The 15754-nt window shown below is 67.8% G+C and carries 12 protein-coding genes and 2 tRNA genes; 2 read left to right on the top strand and 12 right to left on the bottom strand.

Annotated elements, in window-relative coordinates; genetic code table 11:
* Positions 1-14: 14 nt before the first annotated feature.
* Complete coding sequence (locus SOM35_RS02700) at positions 15-269, top strand: cell division protein CrgA (protein WP_110902913.1); 255 nt, start codon at positions 15-17, stop codon at positions 267-269.
* A gap of 1080 nt (positions 270-1349) precedes the next feature.
* Here the strand turns inward: SOM35_RS02700 and SOM35_RS02695 are convergent.
* Both SOM35_RS02695 and SOM35_RS02690 read right to left on the bottom strand, forming a co-directional pair.
* The gene (locus tag SOM35_RS02695; protein WP_221849361.1) at positions 1350-2201 is read right to left on the bottom strand and encodes a rhomboid family intramembrane serine protease; all 852 of its coding nucleotides are present in this window, start codon (positions 2199-2201) and stop codon (positions 1350-1352) included.
* Positions 2202-2206: 5 nt separating this feature from the next.
* Complete coding sequence (locus tag SOM35_RS02690) at positions 2207-2746, bottom strand: peptidylprolyl isomerase (protein ID WP_111043631.1); 540 nt, start codon at positions 2744-2746, stop codon at positions 2207-2209.
* Positions 2747-2860: 114 nt separating this feature from the next.
* Here SOM35_RS02690 and SOM35_RS02685 point away from each other — a divergent pair, with 114 nt between their 5' ends.
* Positions 2861-3436 carry a hypothetical protein gene (locus SOM35_RS02685; RefSeq protein ID WP_111075320.1) on the top strand — a complete coding sequence of 192 codons (576 nt, stop codon included), beginning with the start codon at positions 2861-2863 and terminating at the stop codon, positions 3434-3436.
* Between the two features lie 526 nt (positions 3437-3962).
* Here SOM35_RS02685 and SOM35_RS02680 read toward each other — a convergent pair.
* The 10 genes from SOM35_RS02680 to dnaA all read right to left on the bottom strand — a co-directional run bounded on the left by SOM35_RS02680 (position 3963) and on the right by dnaA (position 15374).
* Positions 3963-4035, bottom strand: a tRNA-Ala gene (locus SOM35_RS02680).
* Positions 4036-4088: 53 nt separating this feature from the next.
* Positions 4089-4165 (bottom strand) — tRNA-Ile (locus SOM35_RS02675).
* 72 nt (positions 4166-4237) lie between these two features.
* Positions 4238-4645, bottom strand: a complete 408-nt coding sequence (locus SOM35_RS02670) for a DUF3566 domain-containing protein (protein ID WP_110902908.1) — start codon at positions 4643-4645, stop codon at positions 4238-4240.
* A complete protein-coding gene (gene gyrA / locus SOM35_RS02665; RefSeq protein WP_253465853.1) occupies positions 4638-7322 on the bottom strand; it encodes a DNA gyrase subunit A in 2685 nt (894 codons plus the stop codon). Before gyrA ends, SOM35_RS02670 begins: the two co-directional genes overlap by 8 nt.
* 112 nt (positions 7323-7434) lie before the next feature.
* Positions 7435-9456 (bottom strand): DNA topoisomerase (ATP-hydrolyzing) subunit B, encoded by a 2022-nt coding sequence (gyrB, locus tag SOM35_RS02660; protein ID WP_320514279.1) that lies wholly within the window; start codon positions 9454-9456, stop codon positions 7435-7437.
* 133 nt (positions 9457-9589) lie between these two features.
* Complete coding sequence (locus SOM35_RS02655; protein ID WP_204610591.1) at positions 9590-10090, bottom strand: DciA family protein; 501 nt, start codon at positions 10088-10090, stop codon at positions 9590-9592.
* On the bottom strand, positions 10090-11307 hold the full coding sequence (gene recF, locus SOM35_RS02650) for a DNA replication/repair protein RecF (RefSeq protein ID WP_290157083.1): 1218 nt from the start codon (positions 11305-11307) through the stop codon (positions 10090-10092). Before recF ends, SOM35_RS02655 begins: the two co-directional genes overlap by 1 nt.
* Positions 11308-11344: 37 nt before the next feature.
* Positions 11345-12229, bottom strand: coding sequence for a phosphogluconate dehydrogenase (NAD(+)-dependent, decarboxylating) (gene gnd, locus SOM35_RS02645; protein WP_204610594.1), 885 nt, complete (start codon positions 12227-12229; stop codon positions 11345-11347).
* A gap of 70 nt (positions 12230-12299) precedes the next feature.
* On the bottom strand, positions 12300-13460 hold the full coding sequence (gene dnaN, locus SOM35_RS02640) for a DNA polymerase III subunit beta (protein WP_320514278.1): 1161 nt from the start codon (positions 13458-13460) through the stop codon (positions 12300-12302).
* A 456-nt stretch (positions 13461-13916) separates the two neighbouring features.
* On the bottom strand, positions 13917-15374 hold the full coding sequence (gene dnaA / locus SOM35_RS02635) for a chromosomal replication initiator protein DnaA (RefSeq protein ID WP_414648538.1): 1458 nt from the start codon (positions 15372-15374) through the stop codon (positions 13917-13919).
* Positions 15375-15754 lie beyond the last annotated feature (380 nt).

Raw genomic sequence — 15754 nt, 5'->3', positions numbered from 1 at the left:
GTAGGATACCGGCCATGGCCATGGACAAGGACCGCACCAAGCCCGCCCGGACGACCCGAGCCGACTCGGTCGACACCGCGGGGGACCAGCCGAACCCCGTGTGGTTCAAGCCCGTCATGTTCGGCTTCATGCTGATCGGACTCGCATGGGTCATCGTCTTCTACGTCTCCGGCGGCACGCTCCCGGTTCCGTCGCTGAACTCCTGGAACATCCTGATCGGCTTCGGCATCATGTTCGTCGGCTTCCTCATGACCACGCGGTGGCGCTGACCACCCGCTCGAACGCTTCCTCGACGCCCGTCGCACCGGTTCCGGTGCGGCGGGCGTCGTCGTTCGCGCCAGCACCAGCTCTGGTCGGCTCTGTCCACAAGCAACCGGCGCGAGGGCGTCCCGGTCGGGAGGCTCAACCCCGTTCTCCACAGATCCGTATGTTCTCCACACGGTTGTCCCCACCCCCGCCCCGGAGTTCTCCACAGGCTCCTCCACAGTGGGGATAATCACACGCGTGTAACTCACCGATCTATCCCCAGCTGTGGACAACTCGGCGGAGGGGTGTGGAGAACGAGGCGGTGGGCACGGGACCTGCCGGATCTCGTCGTGGTCGGGACGCCATTCGAACGCTGGTCTGCTCTAGGCAAGCGTCACTCGCGCCCAGCCGGCGCCGCACCGCTGCAGGGCACGGCGCGTCCCACCGTCGCAACCTGCACGGCTCAGCTCGCCACCGCGCAACCCGCACGCCACCGCAACACCGCACGGCGCGACTCGGTGCGTGTCAGCACCACACGCCACGGCACGGCCCAGCCCGCATGGCGCCGGAACACGGCACGGAACGAGACGGGACGGAACGGCGCGCCGAGGCAAGTCTCGGCCCGGGACGGGACGGGACGGTACAGCGAGACTCAGCGGGTCTCGCACGATGCGGCACGCCCATCCCGACACAGGAGGGGACCGCGGGTCTCGGCACCACACGGCACACCCATCCCGACACAGGACGGGACCGCGGGTCTCGGCACCACACGGCACACCCATCCCGACACAGGACGGGACCGCGGGTCTCGGCACCACACGGCACACCCGCCCCGGGACGGGAGGGGAGGGCGAGCCTCGGCACACCCAGCACGGCACAGGAGGGGACGGCGAGCCTCGGCATCACGGCACACCCAGCACGGCGTGGCGTGGCATCACAGCCAGGCACGTCACGGCATCGGCGTTCGGCGTTCGGCGTTCGGCGTTCGGCGTTCGGCGTTCGGCGTTCGGCACGGCATCGGAGCCCGAGACGGATCAACATCACGCACCAACGACAGAACGCCCCGTCGCGAGAGCGACGGGGCGTTCTGGTGTATCCAGGCGTCAGCCGGTGGTGACCGCGTACCCGACGAAGCAGAGCGCGATGGCGACCACGGCCTCCAGGGCGAGCAGCGTCATCTGCAACCCGCGCTGCCGGACGTTGCGCGTCCGCGAGAACACGAACCCGGTCACGAAGCCGGCGAGCACACCGCCCACGTGGGCCTGCCACGAGATGTTCGTGCCGGGCAGGAACCCGATCACCAGGTTGAGCCCGATGATCACGAGCAACTGCACGGCATTGTTGCCGAGGCTGCGCTGCAGCACGAAGAACGCCGCGAACAACCCGAAGATCGCTCCCGAGGCGCCGACGACCCATGTCCCCGGAGCCAGGAACGTCACGAGCATCGAACCGGCGATGCCCGAGATGAAGTAGAGCGCCAGGAACCGCCACGTCCCCAACATGTTCTCGAGCATCCGTCCGAAGATGAACAGCGCCCACATGTTGAACAGGATGTGGAAGACGCCCGAGTGCACGAACAGCACGGTGACGATGCGCCACGGCTGGGTCGGCAGCAGGGCCGAGTTGTACGCGAGCCACTGGCTCAGGAACCCACCCGACAGACGGTCGAGCAACCAGATGGCGACCGAGACCGCGATGAGGACGACGGTCCCCTTCTGGTCGAGCATCGCGAACCGGCGCCGAGCGACCGTCAGGCTGCTCGGACCGGAAGCGCGACGGTTCTCGGTGAACTTCGCCCGCTGCTCACGCACGCACTCGGGGCAGTGCACCCCGACCGCTGCCGGCGTCTGGCACTCCGGGCAGATGGTCCGCCCGCAGCGCTGGCAGAGCACGAAGCTCTGCCGGTCAGGGTGCCGGTAACAGGTGTTGGACGAAGCCGAGGTGGAGTCGGTCACTCGGTTCAGACGTCCTCGACGTCGATGCTCTGGATGACGACGTCCTCGACCGGCTTGTCGCGACCGTCGGTCGGGACGCCCTCGATCGCGTCGACGACGGCACGGGACTCGTCGTCGGCGACCTCACCGAAGATGGTGTGCTTGCCTTGCAGCCAGGGAGTCGCCACCGTGGTGATGAAGAACTGCGAGCCGTTGGTGCCACGGCCACCCTGCAGGCCGGCGTTCGCCATGGCGAAGATGTACGGGTTCTGGAACGTGAGCTCCGGGGAGATCTCGTCGTCGAAGCGGTAGCCCGGGCCGCCGATGCCCTGGCCGAGCGGGTCGCCGCCCTGGATCATGAAGTCCTTGATGATGCGGTGGAAGACGACACCGTCGTAGAGCTTGTCGGTCGACACCTTGCCGGTGCCGGGGTGCGTCCACTCCTGGGTGCCGGTCGCGAGACCGACGAAGTTCTGGACGGTCTTCGGTGCGTGGTTGCCGAACAGGTTGACGCGGATGTCGCCCTTGTTGGTGTGGATCGTTGCGACAGCGGTGTGCAGAGACATGACCCGATTCTCGCATGTGCCGCTGGATGTGCACGGGACCCACAGCCGGGGTTCTGTGACCTGTCAGGCGCTCGGGTGGCAGGATGGGGTCACGTCGAGCCATGGAGGTACCGAATGTCGATCGAGATCCCGCGCAAGCGCCGGAAGCAGATCAAGAAGCTCAAGGGCAAGACCGCCTCACTGCTCGGTGAGCAGCGGAAGGTCCTGGAGCACGCGAACGCCATCCTGACCGAGGCCCGTGAGCACGCAGCAGATGCTGCGCGCAAGGACTTCGCTCCCCGAGTGCAGAACGCGATCGACAACGGGCTTCGTCCCGCGGTCGCGACCGGGGTGCACGCTGCGACCTCGGCAGCACAGAACGCCTCGCACCGGTTCCAGTCGGAGGTCGTTCCCGGCCTCATCTCCACCGCTGGCTCCGTGCTCAGCGTCGGGGACTTGGCGAAGGACCCCCGCGTGCAGAAGATCGTGAAGGAAGCACAGAAGCGCAGCAAGACCGCGCGCAAGGCTGCCGGCAAGTACGTTCCGGCCGTCGCACCGAAGAAGGGCATCGGTTTCGGTGGGGTCGCCCTCATCATCGTCGGTGTCGTGGCAGTCGCCGGTGCTGCGTACGCCGCGTACCAGACGCTCCGTGCCGACGACGACCTCTGGGTCGCCGATGACGCGGACAACGCGGGCAAGCCCGCCGCCTGATCTCCTGGTTCGCTCGAAGGGCCCCGGCACCGCGCCGGGGCCCTTCGTCGTCCCCGGGGTGCGCGTGCCTTCGCCCGCCGGACCCCGCCCACTCCCCTTGCCCCTCGCCGCGAGGTCGCACAACACGCCGCTTCCCACCCGCCGACGTCGCACAACGTGCCGCCGCACGTCGCCGGCCCCGGCAGATCAGGCGACCTCGGCGAGGCCACACTGCAGGTCCTGCGACCTCAGCGCCCCGCGATAAGCGCCGCCCGACCGGTCAGGACACCCCGCAGGAGATCCGCCCACCGGTCACAAACCGTCGCCTGGAGGCCCGCCAACCGACGACTCGTGACCGCTCGACGCCAGACCCACGGCGAGTCGGCAGGACGGGGAGCACGCCGACCACCGAGACCGGCGAAGTGCGGGCGACCTGACCCACCGGACGCACGCAGCCACGACGACCGCGCCGCAGGGGCGGCGGCGCGTATGGGCACAGAACGAAGCCCCTGGGCAGCGACACAGTCGCAACCAGGGGCTTCTCGAGTGGAGCCTAGGAGATTCGAACTCCTGACATCTGCCTTGCAAAGGCAGCGCTCTACCAACTGAGCTAAGGCCCCGAAGCGACCGAACGGGCCGCAACGCCGAGACTTCCGACGCGGGAGTTGAATTGTGGTGGGGCTACAAGGACTTGAACCTTGGACCTCTTCGTTATCAGCGAAGCGCTCTAACCGCCTGAGCTATAGCCCCTCAGACCGGATGAAAGCTTACCCCACGATCGCGCCGGAGCGAAATCGAGCGAGTCGGCCCACCCGGACCGGGTCAGTTGTTGGTGAAGCCCACGAGCACGCCGCCCGTGATCCGCACGCTGAGGTTGTACAGGACGCTGACGATGGCGCCGAGCACGGTCCCGACGACGACGTTGAGGATGCCGACGACGATCGAGAACCCGAGGACCTGGCCCAGCGAGAACTGGTCCATGATCGAGTAACTGTTCTGACCGGTGACGTCCTTCAACAGGCTGTCGATCTGGTCGAACACACCGGTCTGGTTGAGGATGACCCACACCAGCGCCGTGGCGACGACGATCACGATCGAGCCGGCCAGGGCGATGAGGAAGGACAGCTTCACCATCGACCAGAAGTCGACGTAGACCAGGCGGAGTCGGACCTGACGAGTCCCGACGGGCCGCTTCGCCTTCCGCTGGAGCTTCTCGGCGACACTACTCATTGCTTGACTCGTCCTCTCCGGCCTCGACAGGCGCGGCGTCGGTGGGCAGTGCGTCGGTGGAGACTTCCTCCACGAGCTCTGCGTCGGCGGCGTCGGCGACCGCTTCGTCCGGGCTGACGGTCTCGACCGGGCCTGCAGGCTCGATCTCGGCGTCCTCCTGGTCGTCCAGGTTCCGCTCACTGTTGCGGGCCACAGCGATGATCCGGTCGTTCTCCGCGAACCTCGCGAAGACGACCCCCATCGTGTCCCGGCCCTTGGCTGGGACCTCGGCCACGGCAGACCTTACCACCTTGCCCGATTGCAGCACGACGAGCACCTCGTCGTCCTCACCGACGATCAGGGCACCGACCAGGTCGCCTCGATCGGCGGCCAGACGGGCCACCTTGATGCCGAGACCACCACGGCCCTGGATGCGGTACTGGTCGACCGAGGTGCGCTTGGCGTAGCCGCCCTCGGTCATCACCCAGACGAAGCCGTCGTCCGAGACGACCGATGCCGACAGCAGCGAGTCGTCCCCGCGGAAGGACATGCCCTTCACGCCGGAGGTCGAGCGACCCATCGGGCGGAGCGTGTCGTTCGTCGCGGTGAAGCGCAGCGACATGCCGTGGCGCGACACCAGGAGCAGGTCGTCGTGCTCGTCGACGAGCAGTGCGGACCGGAGCTTGTCTCCCTCGCGGAGGTTGATCGCGATGATGCCGCCGGTGCGGTTGGTGTCGTACTCGGTGAGCGCCGTCTTCTTCACGAGACCCTGCTCGGTGGCGAGCACCAGGTACTGCGCCGCCTCGTAGTCGCGGATGTCGAGGACCTGCTGGATCTTCTCGTCCGGCTGCATGGCCAGGAGGTTCGCCGAGTGCTGGCCCTTGGCGTCACGCCCGGCTTCCTGCAGCTCGTACGCCTTGGCCCGGTAGACGCGGCCCTGGTCGGTGAGGAACAGCAGCCAGTGGTGCGTCGTCGTCACGAAGAAGTGGTCGACGACGTCGTCCGCGCGGAGCTGGGCGCCACGGACACCACGTCCGCCGCGGTGCTGCGAGCGGTACTGGTCGCTGCGGGTGCGCTTGACGTACCCACCGCGGGTGATGGTGACGACGACCTCTTCCTCGGGGATGAGGTCTTCCATGCTCATGTCGCCGTCGAAGCCGAGCATGATCTCGGTGCGACGGTCGTCCCCGAAGCGGTCGACGATCTCGGTGAGCTCGTCGATGATGATCGTGCGCTGGCGCTCCGGTCGGGCGAGGATGTCCTCGAAGTCGGCGATCTTCAGCTCGAGGGCCTCGGCCTCCTCGTGGATCTTCTGGCGCTCGAGGGCGGCCAGACGACGCAGCTGGAGTTCGAGGATCGCGCGTGCCTGAATCTCGTCGACGGAGAGCAGCTCCATCAAGCCGTTGCGGGCCTCCTCGACGTCGGGCGACCGGCGGATGAGCGCGATGACCTCGTCGAGGGCGTCGAGCGCGGCCAGGTAGCCGCGCAGGATGTGCGCACGCTTCTCGGCCTCGCGCAGACGGAACTGGGTGCGGCGGACGATGACCTCGACCTGGTGGTCGACCCACGCGCTGATGAACCCGTCGAGCGCCAGGGTGCGGGGCACCCCGTCGACGATCGCGAGCATGTTCGCGCCGAAGTTCTCCTGCAGCTGGGTGTGCTTGTACAGGTTGTTGAGCACGACCTTGGCGACCGCGTCACGCTTCAGCACGATGACCAGGCGCTGCCCGGTACGACCCGAGGTCTCATCGCGGATGTCGGCGACGCCGGCGAGACGGCCGTCCTTGACGAGCTCGGCGATCTTGATCGCCAGGTTGTCCGGGTTGACCTGGTACGGCAGCTCCGTGACGACCAGGCAGGTGCGGCCCTGGATCTCCTCGACGCTGACGACGGCGCGCATCGTGATCGACCCGCGACCGGTCCGGTAGGCGTCGACGATCCCGCGGGTGCCGAGGATCTGCGCGCCGGTCGGGAAGTCCGGGCCCTTGATGCGCTGCATCAGCGCTTCGAGCAGCTCTTCACGCGTGGCGTCGGGGTGCTCGAGCGCCCAGACCGCACCGGAAGCGACCTCGCGGAGGTTGTGCGGCGGGATGTTCGTGGCCATGCCGACCGCGATGCCGACGGAGCCGTTGACGAGCAGGTTCGGGAACCGGGCCGGCAGGATCGACGGCTCCTGGGTGCGACCGTCGTAGTTGTCCTGGAAGTCGACGGTCTCTTCCTCGATGTCCCGCACCATCTCGAGGGCGAGCGGGGCCATCTTGGTCTCGGTGTACCGCGGGGCCGCGGCGCCGTCGTTGCCGGGCGAACCGAAGTTGCCCTGGCCGAGCGCGAGCGGGTACCGCAGCGACCACGGCTGCACGAGGCGCACCAGGGCGTCGTAGATCGCGCTGTCACCGTGCGGGTGGAACTGCCCCATCACGTCGCCGACCACACGCGAGCACTTCGAGAAGGCCCGGTCCGGACGGTAGCCACCGTCGTACATCGCGTAGATCACGCGGCGGTGCACCGGCTTGAGGCCGTCGCGGACCTCCGGCAGGGCACGACCGACGATGACGGACATCGCGTAGTCGAGGTACGAGCGCTGCATCTCGAGCTGCAGGTCGACCTGCGAGATGCGGTCACCGGAGACGACGATGTCCCCGCTGTCGCCGTGCACGATCTCGGGCTCGTCGGCGCCGTTCTCGTTGTCGTCAGCCATGTGCTTGCGTTGCCTTCCTTGACAGCCTGGAGGCTCGTCGTCCGTTGGTCGCGCCGGGCGCGACCACGAGGGGTCGGGTCGGGTCGACGCGGCTCACGCCGCGCCTCCCGGCCTAGATGTCCAAGAAGCGGACGTCCTTCGCGTTCTGCTGGATGAACTGGCGACGGGCGTCGACGTCCTCACCCATGAGCGTGGCGAACACGCTGTCCACCGCGGCGGCGTCCTCGAGCGTGACCTGCAGGAGCGTCCGGGTGTCCGGGTTCATCGTGGTGTCCCACAGCTCCTTGTAGTCCATCTCGCCGAGGCCCTTGTAGCGCTGGATCCCGTTGTCCTTGGGGATGCGCTTGCCCGCGGCGATGCCGGCCTGCAGCATGGCGTCGCGCTCCCGGTCGCTGAACACGTACTGGTCGGCCGCGTTCGTCCACTTCAGGCGGTACAGCGGCGGCTGCGCGAGGTACACGTAGCCGCGCTCGATCAGCGGACGCATGTAGCGGAACAGCAGCGTGAGCAGCAGCGTGGTGATGTGCTGGCCGTCGACGTCGGCATCGGCCATCAGCACGATCTTGTGGTACCGGGCCTTGTCCGGGTCGAAGTCCTCACCGATGCCGGCGCCGAACGCCGTGATCATCGACTGGATCTCCTGGTTGGCGAGCGCGCGGTCGAGCCGGGCCTTCTCGACGTTCAGGATCTTGCCGCGCAACGGCAGGATCGCCTGCGTCATCGGGTTGCGGCCCTGCACGGCGGAACCACCGGCGGAGTCGCCCTCCACCATGAAGATCTCCGACAGGGTCGGGTCCTTCGACTGGCAGTCCTTCAGCTTGCCGGGCATGCCGCCCGACTCGAGCAGGCCCTTGCGCCGCGTGGTCTCGCGCGCCTTGCGGGCGGCGAGGCGCGCCTGGGAGGCCTGGATCGCCTTGCGCACGACGTCGCGCGCCTGCGTCGGGTTGCTCTCGAACCAGTGCGTGAGCTCGGCACCGACGACGCGCTGCACGAAGCCCTTGGCCTCGGTGTTGCCGAGCTTGGTCTTCGTCTGGCCCTCGAACTGCGGTTCGCCGAGCTTGATGGAGATGACGGCGGTGAGCCCTTCGCGGATGTCGTCACCCGTGAGGTTGTCGTCCTTCTCCTTGATGATCTTCGCTTCGCGGGCGTACTTGTTCACCAGGTACGTCAGCGCGGAACGGAAGCCCTCTTCGTGGGTACCACCCTCGTGCGTGTTGATCGTGTTCGCGAAGGTGTGGACGCTCTCCTGGTAGGAGGTGTTCCACTGCATCGCGACCTCGAGCGCGATCTTGCGCTCCGGGTCCTCGGACTCGAAGCCGATGACGTCCGGGTGGACCAGGTCGGCCTTCTTCTGGGCGTTGAGGTACTCGACGTAGTCGGCGAGACCACGCTCGTAGCGGAAGGAGTCCTTGCGGGCCTCTTCGCCCTCGGCCGGGGTGCGCTCGTCGACGAGGGTGATGCGCAGGCCCTTGTTGAGGAAGGCCATCTGCTGGAAGCGGGTGCGCAGCGTCTCGTAGTCGAACTCGACCGACTCGAAGATCTCGGCGTTCGGCCAGAAGGTGATCGTGGTGCCGGTCTCGTCGGACGCTTCGTCCTGGGACAGCGGCGACACCGGGACACCGTCGGTGTAGCTCTGGCGCCAGACGTGTCCCTGACGACGGACCTCGACGTCGAGCTCGCTCGAGAGCGCGTTCACGACGGAGGAACCGACACCGTGCAGACCACCGGAGACCGCGTACCCGCCGCCGCCGAACTTGCCGCCGGCGTGCAGGACGGTCAGGACGAGCTCGACCGTCGAGATGCCCTCGTTGGGGTGGATGTCGACGGGGATGCCACGGCCGTTGTCGATGACACGGACGCCGCCGTCTTCACGGATGGTGACGTCGATGGTGTCGCAGTACCCGGCCAGGGCTTCGTCGACGGAGTTGTCGACGATCTCCTGCACCAGGTGGTGGAGACCACGTGGGCCCGTTGACCCGATGTACATGCCCGGGCGCTTGCGGACGGCCTCGAGGCCCTCGAGCACCTGGATCTGGTCTGCGCCGTACGATGGTTCGCTCTGCGGGGCCTGCTCCTGCGGCTGGGCCTCGTCACTCTGCGGGTCTCGCTGGTCGTCGTCAGATTCAGGTGTCATGTCGGGAGTGCTCCTGCCTGCGCGCGGAACGCCCGCACACTGCACTCCCCAGTCTACCGCAGCGAGGCCCGGGTCCGGGGGCCGTACGCCCCACAGAGCGACGAATCTCAGACGGATGGATGATTTCGTCTGGTCAACCGTAGGTATCGCGAGGGCCGCGCCCCTGGACCGACCTGAGGCCGCGTTTCCATGTGGGGGCGTCGGGTCCGGAAACCCGGATCGACTCGACGCCCGCCGCCGGGTACCGCTGGGCGATGGTCGTCGTGACCGTCCCGCGCATGAGTCGCAGCTGCGTCGCCCAGGCCGTCGAGTCGCACCGGATGACCAGGGCGCCGTCCTCGATCGTCACCGGGGTGGAGTGCTTCGCGAGCTCGTCGCCGACCACGCTCGGCCAGTCCACGAACAGTTCGGAGCGTGCCAGCGGCTCGGTCCAGCCGAGTTCGGCGGTGAGCGCGCCCATCACGTCGCCGAGTCCGGTGGGCTCGCGGCCCTTGCCGTACGGCACCGAGTCCGGGTCCTGGCCGGCGGCTCGGCGTCGGCGCGCGTCGAGGCCGCGCTTCGACGGGTCGCCGAAGACGGCCTTGAAGTGCTGGTAGACCCGCGACGGTTCGGCGGGCTTCCGGGGCGCGGGCATCAGGACGCCGCCGGGGTCGGGTCCGGACGGGAGGCCCGGTCAGCGTCCGTCTCGTCGGTCACGATCGTGCCGGCTTCGATCCGCACGGTGTGGGCGGCGAGCTGGCCCGGGACGTCGCCGTGCACCGCCGCGGTGATGAGGACCTGCTCGTAGTCCGCGACCGCTCCCGCCAGGCGTTCCCGGCGGGATTCGTCGAGTTCGGCGAACACGTCGTCGAGGATGATGATCGGGTCGCCGAGCGCCGACTCTGCGCGGAGGATCGTCGCCGATGCCAGCTGCACCGCGAGCGCGAAGGACCAGGACTCGCCGTGACTGGCGTACCCCCGGGCCGGTAACCCGTTGAGCTCGAAGAGGACGTCGTCGCGGTGCGGGCCGGTCAGGGTCAGGCCACGGTCGAGCTCATCGCGTCGACGACGCTCGAGGGCACCGCGGAACGCCTCGGCCGCGGACGCGATCGAGACCGGCTCCTCCGGGGTACCGAGCACCGGGTCGGTCGCGGCCGCGTCCTCGGGGTCGGCACCCCGGACACTGAGCACGCCGGCGATCGACGCCTGGTGCCGCTCGCCCGCGACGGTCGCGTACGACTCGGTCACGAACGGGGCGAGACGCCGGGTGAGGTGGTCGCGGGCCGCGATGATCTCGGCACCGAACTCGACGAGCCGGTCGTCCCAGACGTCGAGCGTCGAGAGCGCCCCCGCCTTCGCACCGGTCGCCCGCGCCGACTTCAGCAGGGTGTTCCGCTGCCGGAGCGTCCGGTCGTAGTCGGCCAGGACGCCCTGCATCCGCGGCGCGATCTGGACCAGGAGCTCGTCGATCATCCGACGGCGACCGGACGGTTCACCGCGGACGAGGGCGAGGTCCTCCGGCGCGAAGAGGACGCTCGTGCAGTAGCGCGGGAGCTCGCGGGGCTTGATCGCCGAGCGGTTCACCTGCGCGCGGTTCGAGCCGGTCCGGTTGATCTGCACCTCGGCGAGGATGCTCCGGTCTTCATGCGCCAGTCGGGCGCGGACGATCGCGGAGTCGCAACCCTGCCGGACGAGGGCGGCGTCGGTCGGCACCCGGTGCGACCCGAGGGTCGAGAGGTACGCGATGGACTCGACGAGGTTGGTCTTGCCCTGGCCGTTGCGGCCGACGAACAGGTTCGGCCCGCGTGCGAAGTCGACGTCCGCCTCCCGGTAGTTCCGGAAGTCGGAGAGCTGGAGATGGTCGACGTGCACGCGGGCCGAGACGGGTCGAGGGGGTTACCTCGACCGACTACGCCTTCTTGACGGCGTGGCCGCCGAACTGGTTGCGGAGTGCGGCGACGGCCTTCATCGTCGGGGACGCGCTGCCCTGACGCGAGACGAAGCGCGCGAACATGGCGGCGGAGAGCGCCGGCATCGGCACCGCGAGCTCGATGCCCTCTTCGAGGGTCCACCGACCCTCGCCGGAGTCGTCCACGTAGCCCTCGAGCGCGTCGAGCTTCGGGTCCTCGTTGATCGCGAGGACGAGGAGGTCGAGCAGCCAGGAGCGCACGACGGTGCCGCGCTGCCATCCGGCGAAGACGGCGGGGACGTCCGTGATGATGTCCTTGGCCTCGAGGAGCTCGTAGCCCTCGCCGTACGCCTGCATGATCGCGTACTCGATGCCGTTGTGGACCATCTTCGCGTAGTGGCCGGCACCGATGCCGCCGGCGTGCGAGAAGCCCTCTTCGCGCGGGCCCTCGGGACGGAGTGCGTCGAAGACGGGCATGGCGCGCTCGACGTCGGCCGCATCGCCGCCGGCCATCATGCCGTAGCCGTTGTCCTTGCCCCAGACACCACCCGAGACACCGACGTCCATGTAGCGGATGCCCTTGGCGTCCAGCTGCTTGGCGTGGATCTCGTCGTCGAGCCACTTCGAGTTGCCGCCGTCGATGACCAGGTCGCCCGGCTCGAGGACCTCGGCGAGGTCGGTGATGACGTCGTCGGTGATCTTCCCGTGCGGGACCATGACCCAGACCAGACGCGGGCCGGTGAGGGCCTTGGCGAGTGCGCCGAGGTCGGGGACGTCCGAGACGGCGGGGTTGGCGTCGTACCCGACGACGTCGATCCCTGCGTTGCGCAGACGCGCACGCATGTTGTTGCCCATCTTCCCGAGGCCGACAAGACCGATCTGCATGATTTCCTCTTCTTCGTCGATGTCGCGCTGGTGCTGGTTTCCACCCGCCAGCGCTGGATGTCTGTTGCGCTCAGCGCAGCAGCAGGTTGGGCTGCAGCAGGTACCGGTATCCGTCCGTGGCCAGTTCCTCTCGCGAGGACTGTCCGGTGATCAACACCGGGCCCGGCTTGTTCGGGTTCTCCGTCTTGGTGAAGGAGATCCGGACGAACTCGGAGTGCACTGCATTCAACCCGTCCAGGAGGAAGGCCGGTTTCAGGGAGACAACCGTTTCCTCACCGGTCAGCAACGCATCGATCGACTCTGACGCCTGCGCTTGTTCGGAACCGATCGCCTCGAGCGTGAGCCCGTCGACCGTGAAGGAGAACCGGAGGGCTGCTTCGCGCTCCAGGACGAGGGAGACCCGTCGGACGGCTTCGACCAGTTCCGCGGTGTTGATCACCGCGTGGTCCTGGACCGCCTCGGGGAAGAGCCGTCGGACCGGCGGGTAGTTGCCCTTGATGAGCAGCGACGTCACGGTCTTGTCGTCGGCGTGGAACGCGATGAGCTCGCGGTCCGAGCCGCCGCTGATCGAGACCGAGACGGTCGTGGCCGACCCGAAGGTGCGGCCGACTTCCTGCAGGGTGCGGGCCGGGACGAGGGCGTGGAGGGTCGTGGCTGCGTCGCCCTCGTCGCCGGCACGGCCCGAGTCCCACTGGATCGTGCGCACGGCGACGCGGTAGCGGTCCGTGGCGATGAGCGAGACGTCGTGCTCGCCGACCTCGAGCTGGACGCCGGTGATGACCGGGGTGACGTCGTCACGGCTGGCGGCGACGGCCACCTGCGAGACGGCTTCGGAGAACGAGTCGCCCGGGATGACGCCGGTCTGCGGACCGATCTCGGGGAGGGTCGGGTACTCCTCGACGGGCATCGACAGCAGCGTGAAGTGCGCCGAGCCGCAGGTGACCGTGATGCGGGAGTCTTCGGTCGAGAAGCTCACCGGGGCGTTCGGCAGTCGGCTCGCGATGTCGTTGAGGAGCCGGCCGGAGACGAGCACCGTGCCCGGGTCGTCGATCTGCGCGGCGATCGATGTCTGCGCCGAGACCTCGTAGTCGAACGACGACAGCGTCAGACGATCGCCGTCGGCGTGGATCAACACACCGGACAGGATCGGCAGGGTCGTTCGCTGAGGGAGGAGCTTCACCGCGAAGGAGACGGCTTCGGAGAAGACGTCCCGGTTGACCTCGAACTTCACGGCGTGGACCCCTGTCGATCGGTTGACTGCCCGGCGGCCCCCATTGTGGCACAGCGGCGGCAGACCACCGATCCGTGTCATTCGCCGTCCCCAGAGGTTGGCCCAGGGAGAAGGAGAGAGAAGAGAGGAGTAATGGTCTTAACGCCTGTGCACACTGTGGACAACTCTGGGGATGCCGCTTCCCGACTGGGAACTACAACCGTGTGACTTGTTGGTGGCGTGTGAGCGACCTCTGGATGAGCAAAGTTCATCTATCCACTTCTCTCCCCAGTTTCCACAGGCACCCCTCCAGCTGTGTACAAGCGGGCGGCGTGTCCTCCACAGTTATCCACAGGCTTTCCACACTGTGGGGAATTCGCCGCATGGAACCGTCTCAGATGGTGGACGCACGCAGAAGGAGGCCGATCCCGAGTGTGGGACGGGCCTCCTGGACGGGGGGTGGCGGGCTGGTGCGCGCTACCGGTACCGACGGTCCTGCTTGATCCGGCTGGTCAGTTCGGTGACCTGGTTGTAGATCGAGCGACGCTCCTTCATGAGCTCCGCGATCTTCTTGTTGGCGTACATCACGGTCGTGTGGTCGCGGTTGCCGAACAGCTGACCGATCTTCGGCAGCGACAGGCTCGTGAGCTCCCGGCACAGGTACATCGCGATCTGGCGAGCCGTGGCGATCGCCTGCGACCGGGACGAGCCGTAGAGGTCGTCGACCGAGAGCTTGAAGTACTCCGCGGTGTGGTTGATGATGTCCGTCGGCGCGATGACGTTGTCCTCGTCCAGCGTGATCAGGTCCTTGAGGACCGTCTGCACCAGCGCCATGTCGACGGCCGTCCGGTTGAGGCTCGCGAACGCGGTCACCCGGATCAGGGTGCCCTCGAGCTCGCGGATGTTGCTGGACACCTTGGACGCGATGAACTCCATGATGTCGTCCGGCACCTGCAGGTGGTCGGACTGCGCCTTCTTGCGGAGGATCGCGATGCGCGTCTCGAGATCGGGCGCTTGGACGTCCGTGATGAGACCCCACTCGAAGCGGCTGCGCATCCGGTCCTCGAACCCGGTGAGGTGCTTCGGCGCGACGTCCGAGGTGATGACGACCTGCTTGTTGTGGTCGTGCAGCGTGTTGAACGTGTGGAAGAAGGCCTCCTGCGTGGAGTCCTTGCCCTGCAGGAACTGGATGTCGTCGATCAGCAGGATGTCGATGTCGCGGTACCGCTGCTGGAACTGGTTCGACCGGTTGTTCGCGATCGAGTTGATGAAGTCGTTCGTGAACTCCTCACTCGACACGTAGCGGACGCGGATCCCCGGGTAGAGGCTCTCGGCGTAGTGCCCGATGGCGTGCAGCAGGTGCGTCTTGCCGAGGCCCGAGTCGCCGTAGATGAAGAGCGGGTTGTAGGCCTTCGCCGGCGCTTCGGCCACCGCGACCGCCGCCGCGTGGGCGAACCGGTTGGAGGCGCCGATGACGAAGTTGTCGAAGTTGTACTTCGGGTTGAGCCGGGATTCCGGACGGCCGCCCGTGCCGGGCGAGTCCACCGGGCTCGGGACGAACGGCGCCTCGATGTACTGACGCGGAGCGGCGGTCTGCGGCACGTGCTCCTGCACCGGCTCGGCGTAGGAGGGCATGGCGACGGCGTCGACCCGCGGCTCGGAGGCCATGTCGGGGTTCACGGTGATCGCGAAGTTGGCGACCGAGTCGTCCCCGATGCGCGCAACGGCCTCGGTGATGGGCACCCGGATGCGCTGCTCGAGCATGCCGCGGGTCAGGTCGTTCGGGACCTCGAGGTAGAGCGTCCCGGCGAGGACGCCCTTCGGCTCGACGAGGTTCAGGAACCCGTGCAGCTGCGGCGTGATCCGGTCGTCGTCGGCGAGGATCCCGAGCACTGACGACCAGAGCTCCTGGACGGGGTCGGCCGGCATCGTCATGGCGTGCTCGTCTCCTGGTCTCACTGCTCGGGTGCGTCACTCTGCGGGCGCAGAAGGTCCGGGTTCGGTACGAGCCACGCCGGGGCCGACCCGCGCCTCCTGGATGGCCGGAGGCGATCGGCACGGTGTTCTGGGCGCCGTTCCCCGTCGAGCTTCCCACAGGGTTGTCCACAGTCTGCTCCACGGCCGCGCGGACCGTGGTCGAGGCGGTACTCCCCCGTACTACCGGGCTTCCGGCGGTGCGGTGACACAACTGTAAAGGACTGGAGCGCGTGGTACCCAACGGAAGTTCTCCCCAGTGTGGAGAATCGGGAGGCCGTGGTCACCACGGCCGCGCGGGACCAGGGGTGTTTGACCTGGCAGCCCTCGTCACGTACCGT

It is taken from the genome of Curtobacterium sp. CFBP9011 (assembly GCF_034045095.1).
Lineage (GTDB): Bacteria > Actinomycetota > Actinomycetes > Actinomycetales > Microbacteriaceae > Curtobacterium.
This window is presented reverse-complemented; position numbering and strand designations above follow the sequence as displayed.

Bases quoted from the DNA above. Each gene is read 5' to 3' on its own strand.
- SOM35_RS02690 (WP_111043631.1), bottom strand. From the start codon at position 2,746: ATGTCTCTGCACACCGCTGTCGCAACGATCCACACCAACAAGGGCGAC.
- SOM35_RS02670 (WP_110902908.1), bottom strand. From the start codon at position 4,645: ATGAGTAGTGTCGCCGAGAAGCTCCAGCGGAAGGCGAAGCGGCCCGTC.
- gyrA (WP_253465853.1), bottom strand. From the start codon at position 7,322: ATGGCTGACGACAACGAGAACGGCGCCGACGAGCCCGAGATCGTGCAC.
- gnd (WP_204610594.1), bottom strand. From the start codon at position 12,229: ATGCAGATCGGTCTTGTCGGCCTCGGGAAGATGGGCAACAACATGCGT.
- SOM35_RS02685 (WP_111075320.1), top strand. From the start codon at position 2,861: ATGTCGATCGAGATCCCGCGCAAGCGCCGGAAGCAGATCAAGAAGCTC.
- SOM35_RS02700 (WP_110902913.1), top strand. From the start codon at position 15: ATGGCCATGGACAAGGACCGCACCAAGCCCGCCCGGACGACCCGAGCC.
- dnaA (WP_414648538.1), bottom strand. From the start codon at position 15,374: ATGACGATGCCGGCCGACCCCGTCCAGGAGCTCTGGTCGTCAGTGCTC.
- gyrB (WP_320514279.1), bottom strand. From the start codon at position 9,456: ATGACACCTGAATCTGACGACGACCAGCGAGACCCGCAGAGTGACGAG.
- SOM35_RS02655 (WP_204610591.1), bottom strand. From the start codon at position 10,090: ATGCCCGCGCCCCGGAAGCCCGCCGAACCGTCGCGGGTCTACCAGCAC.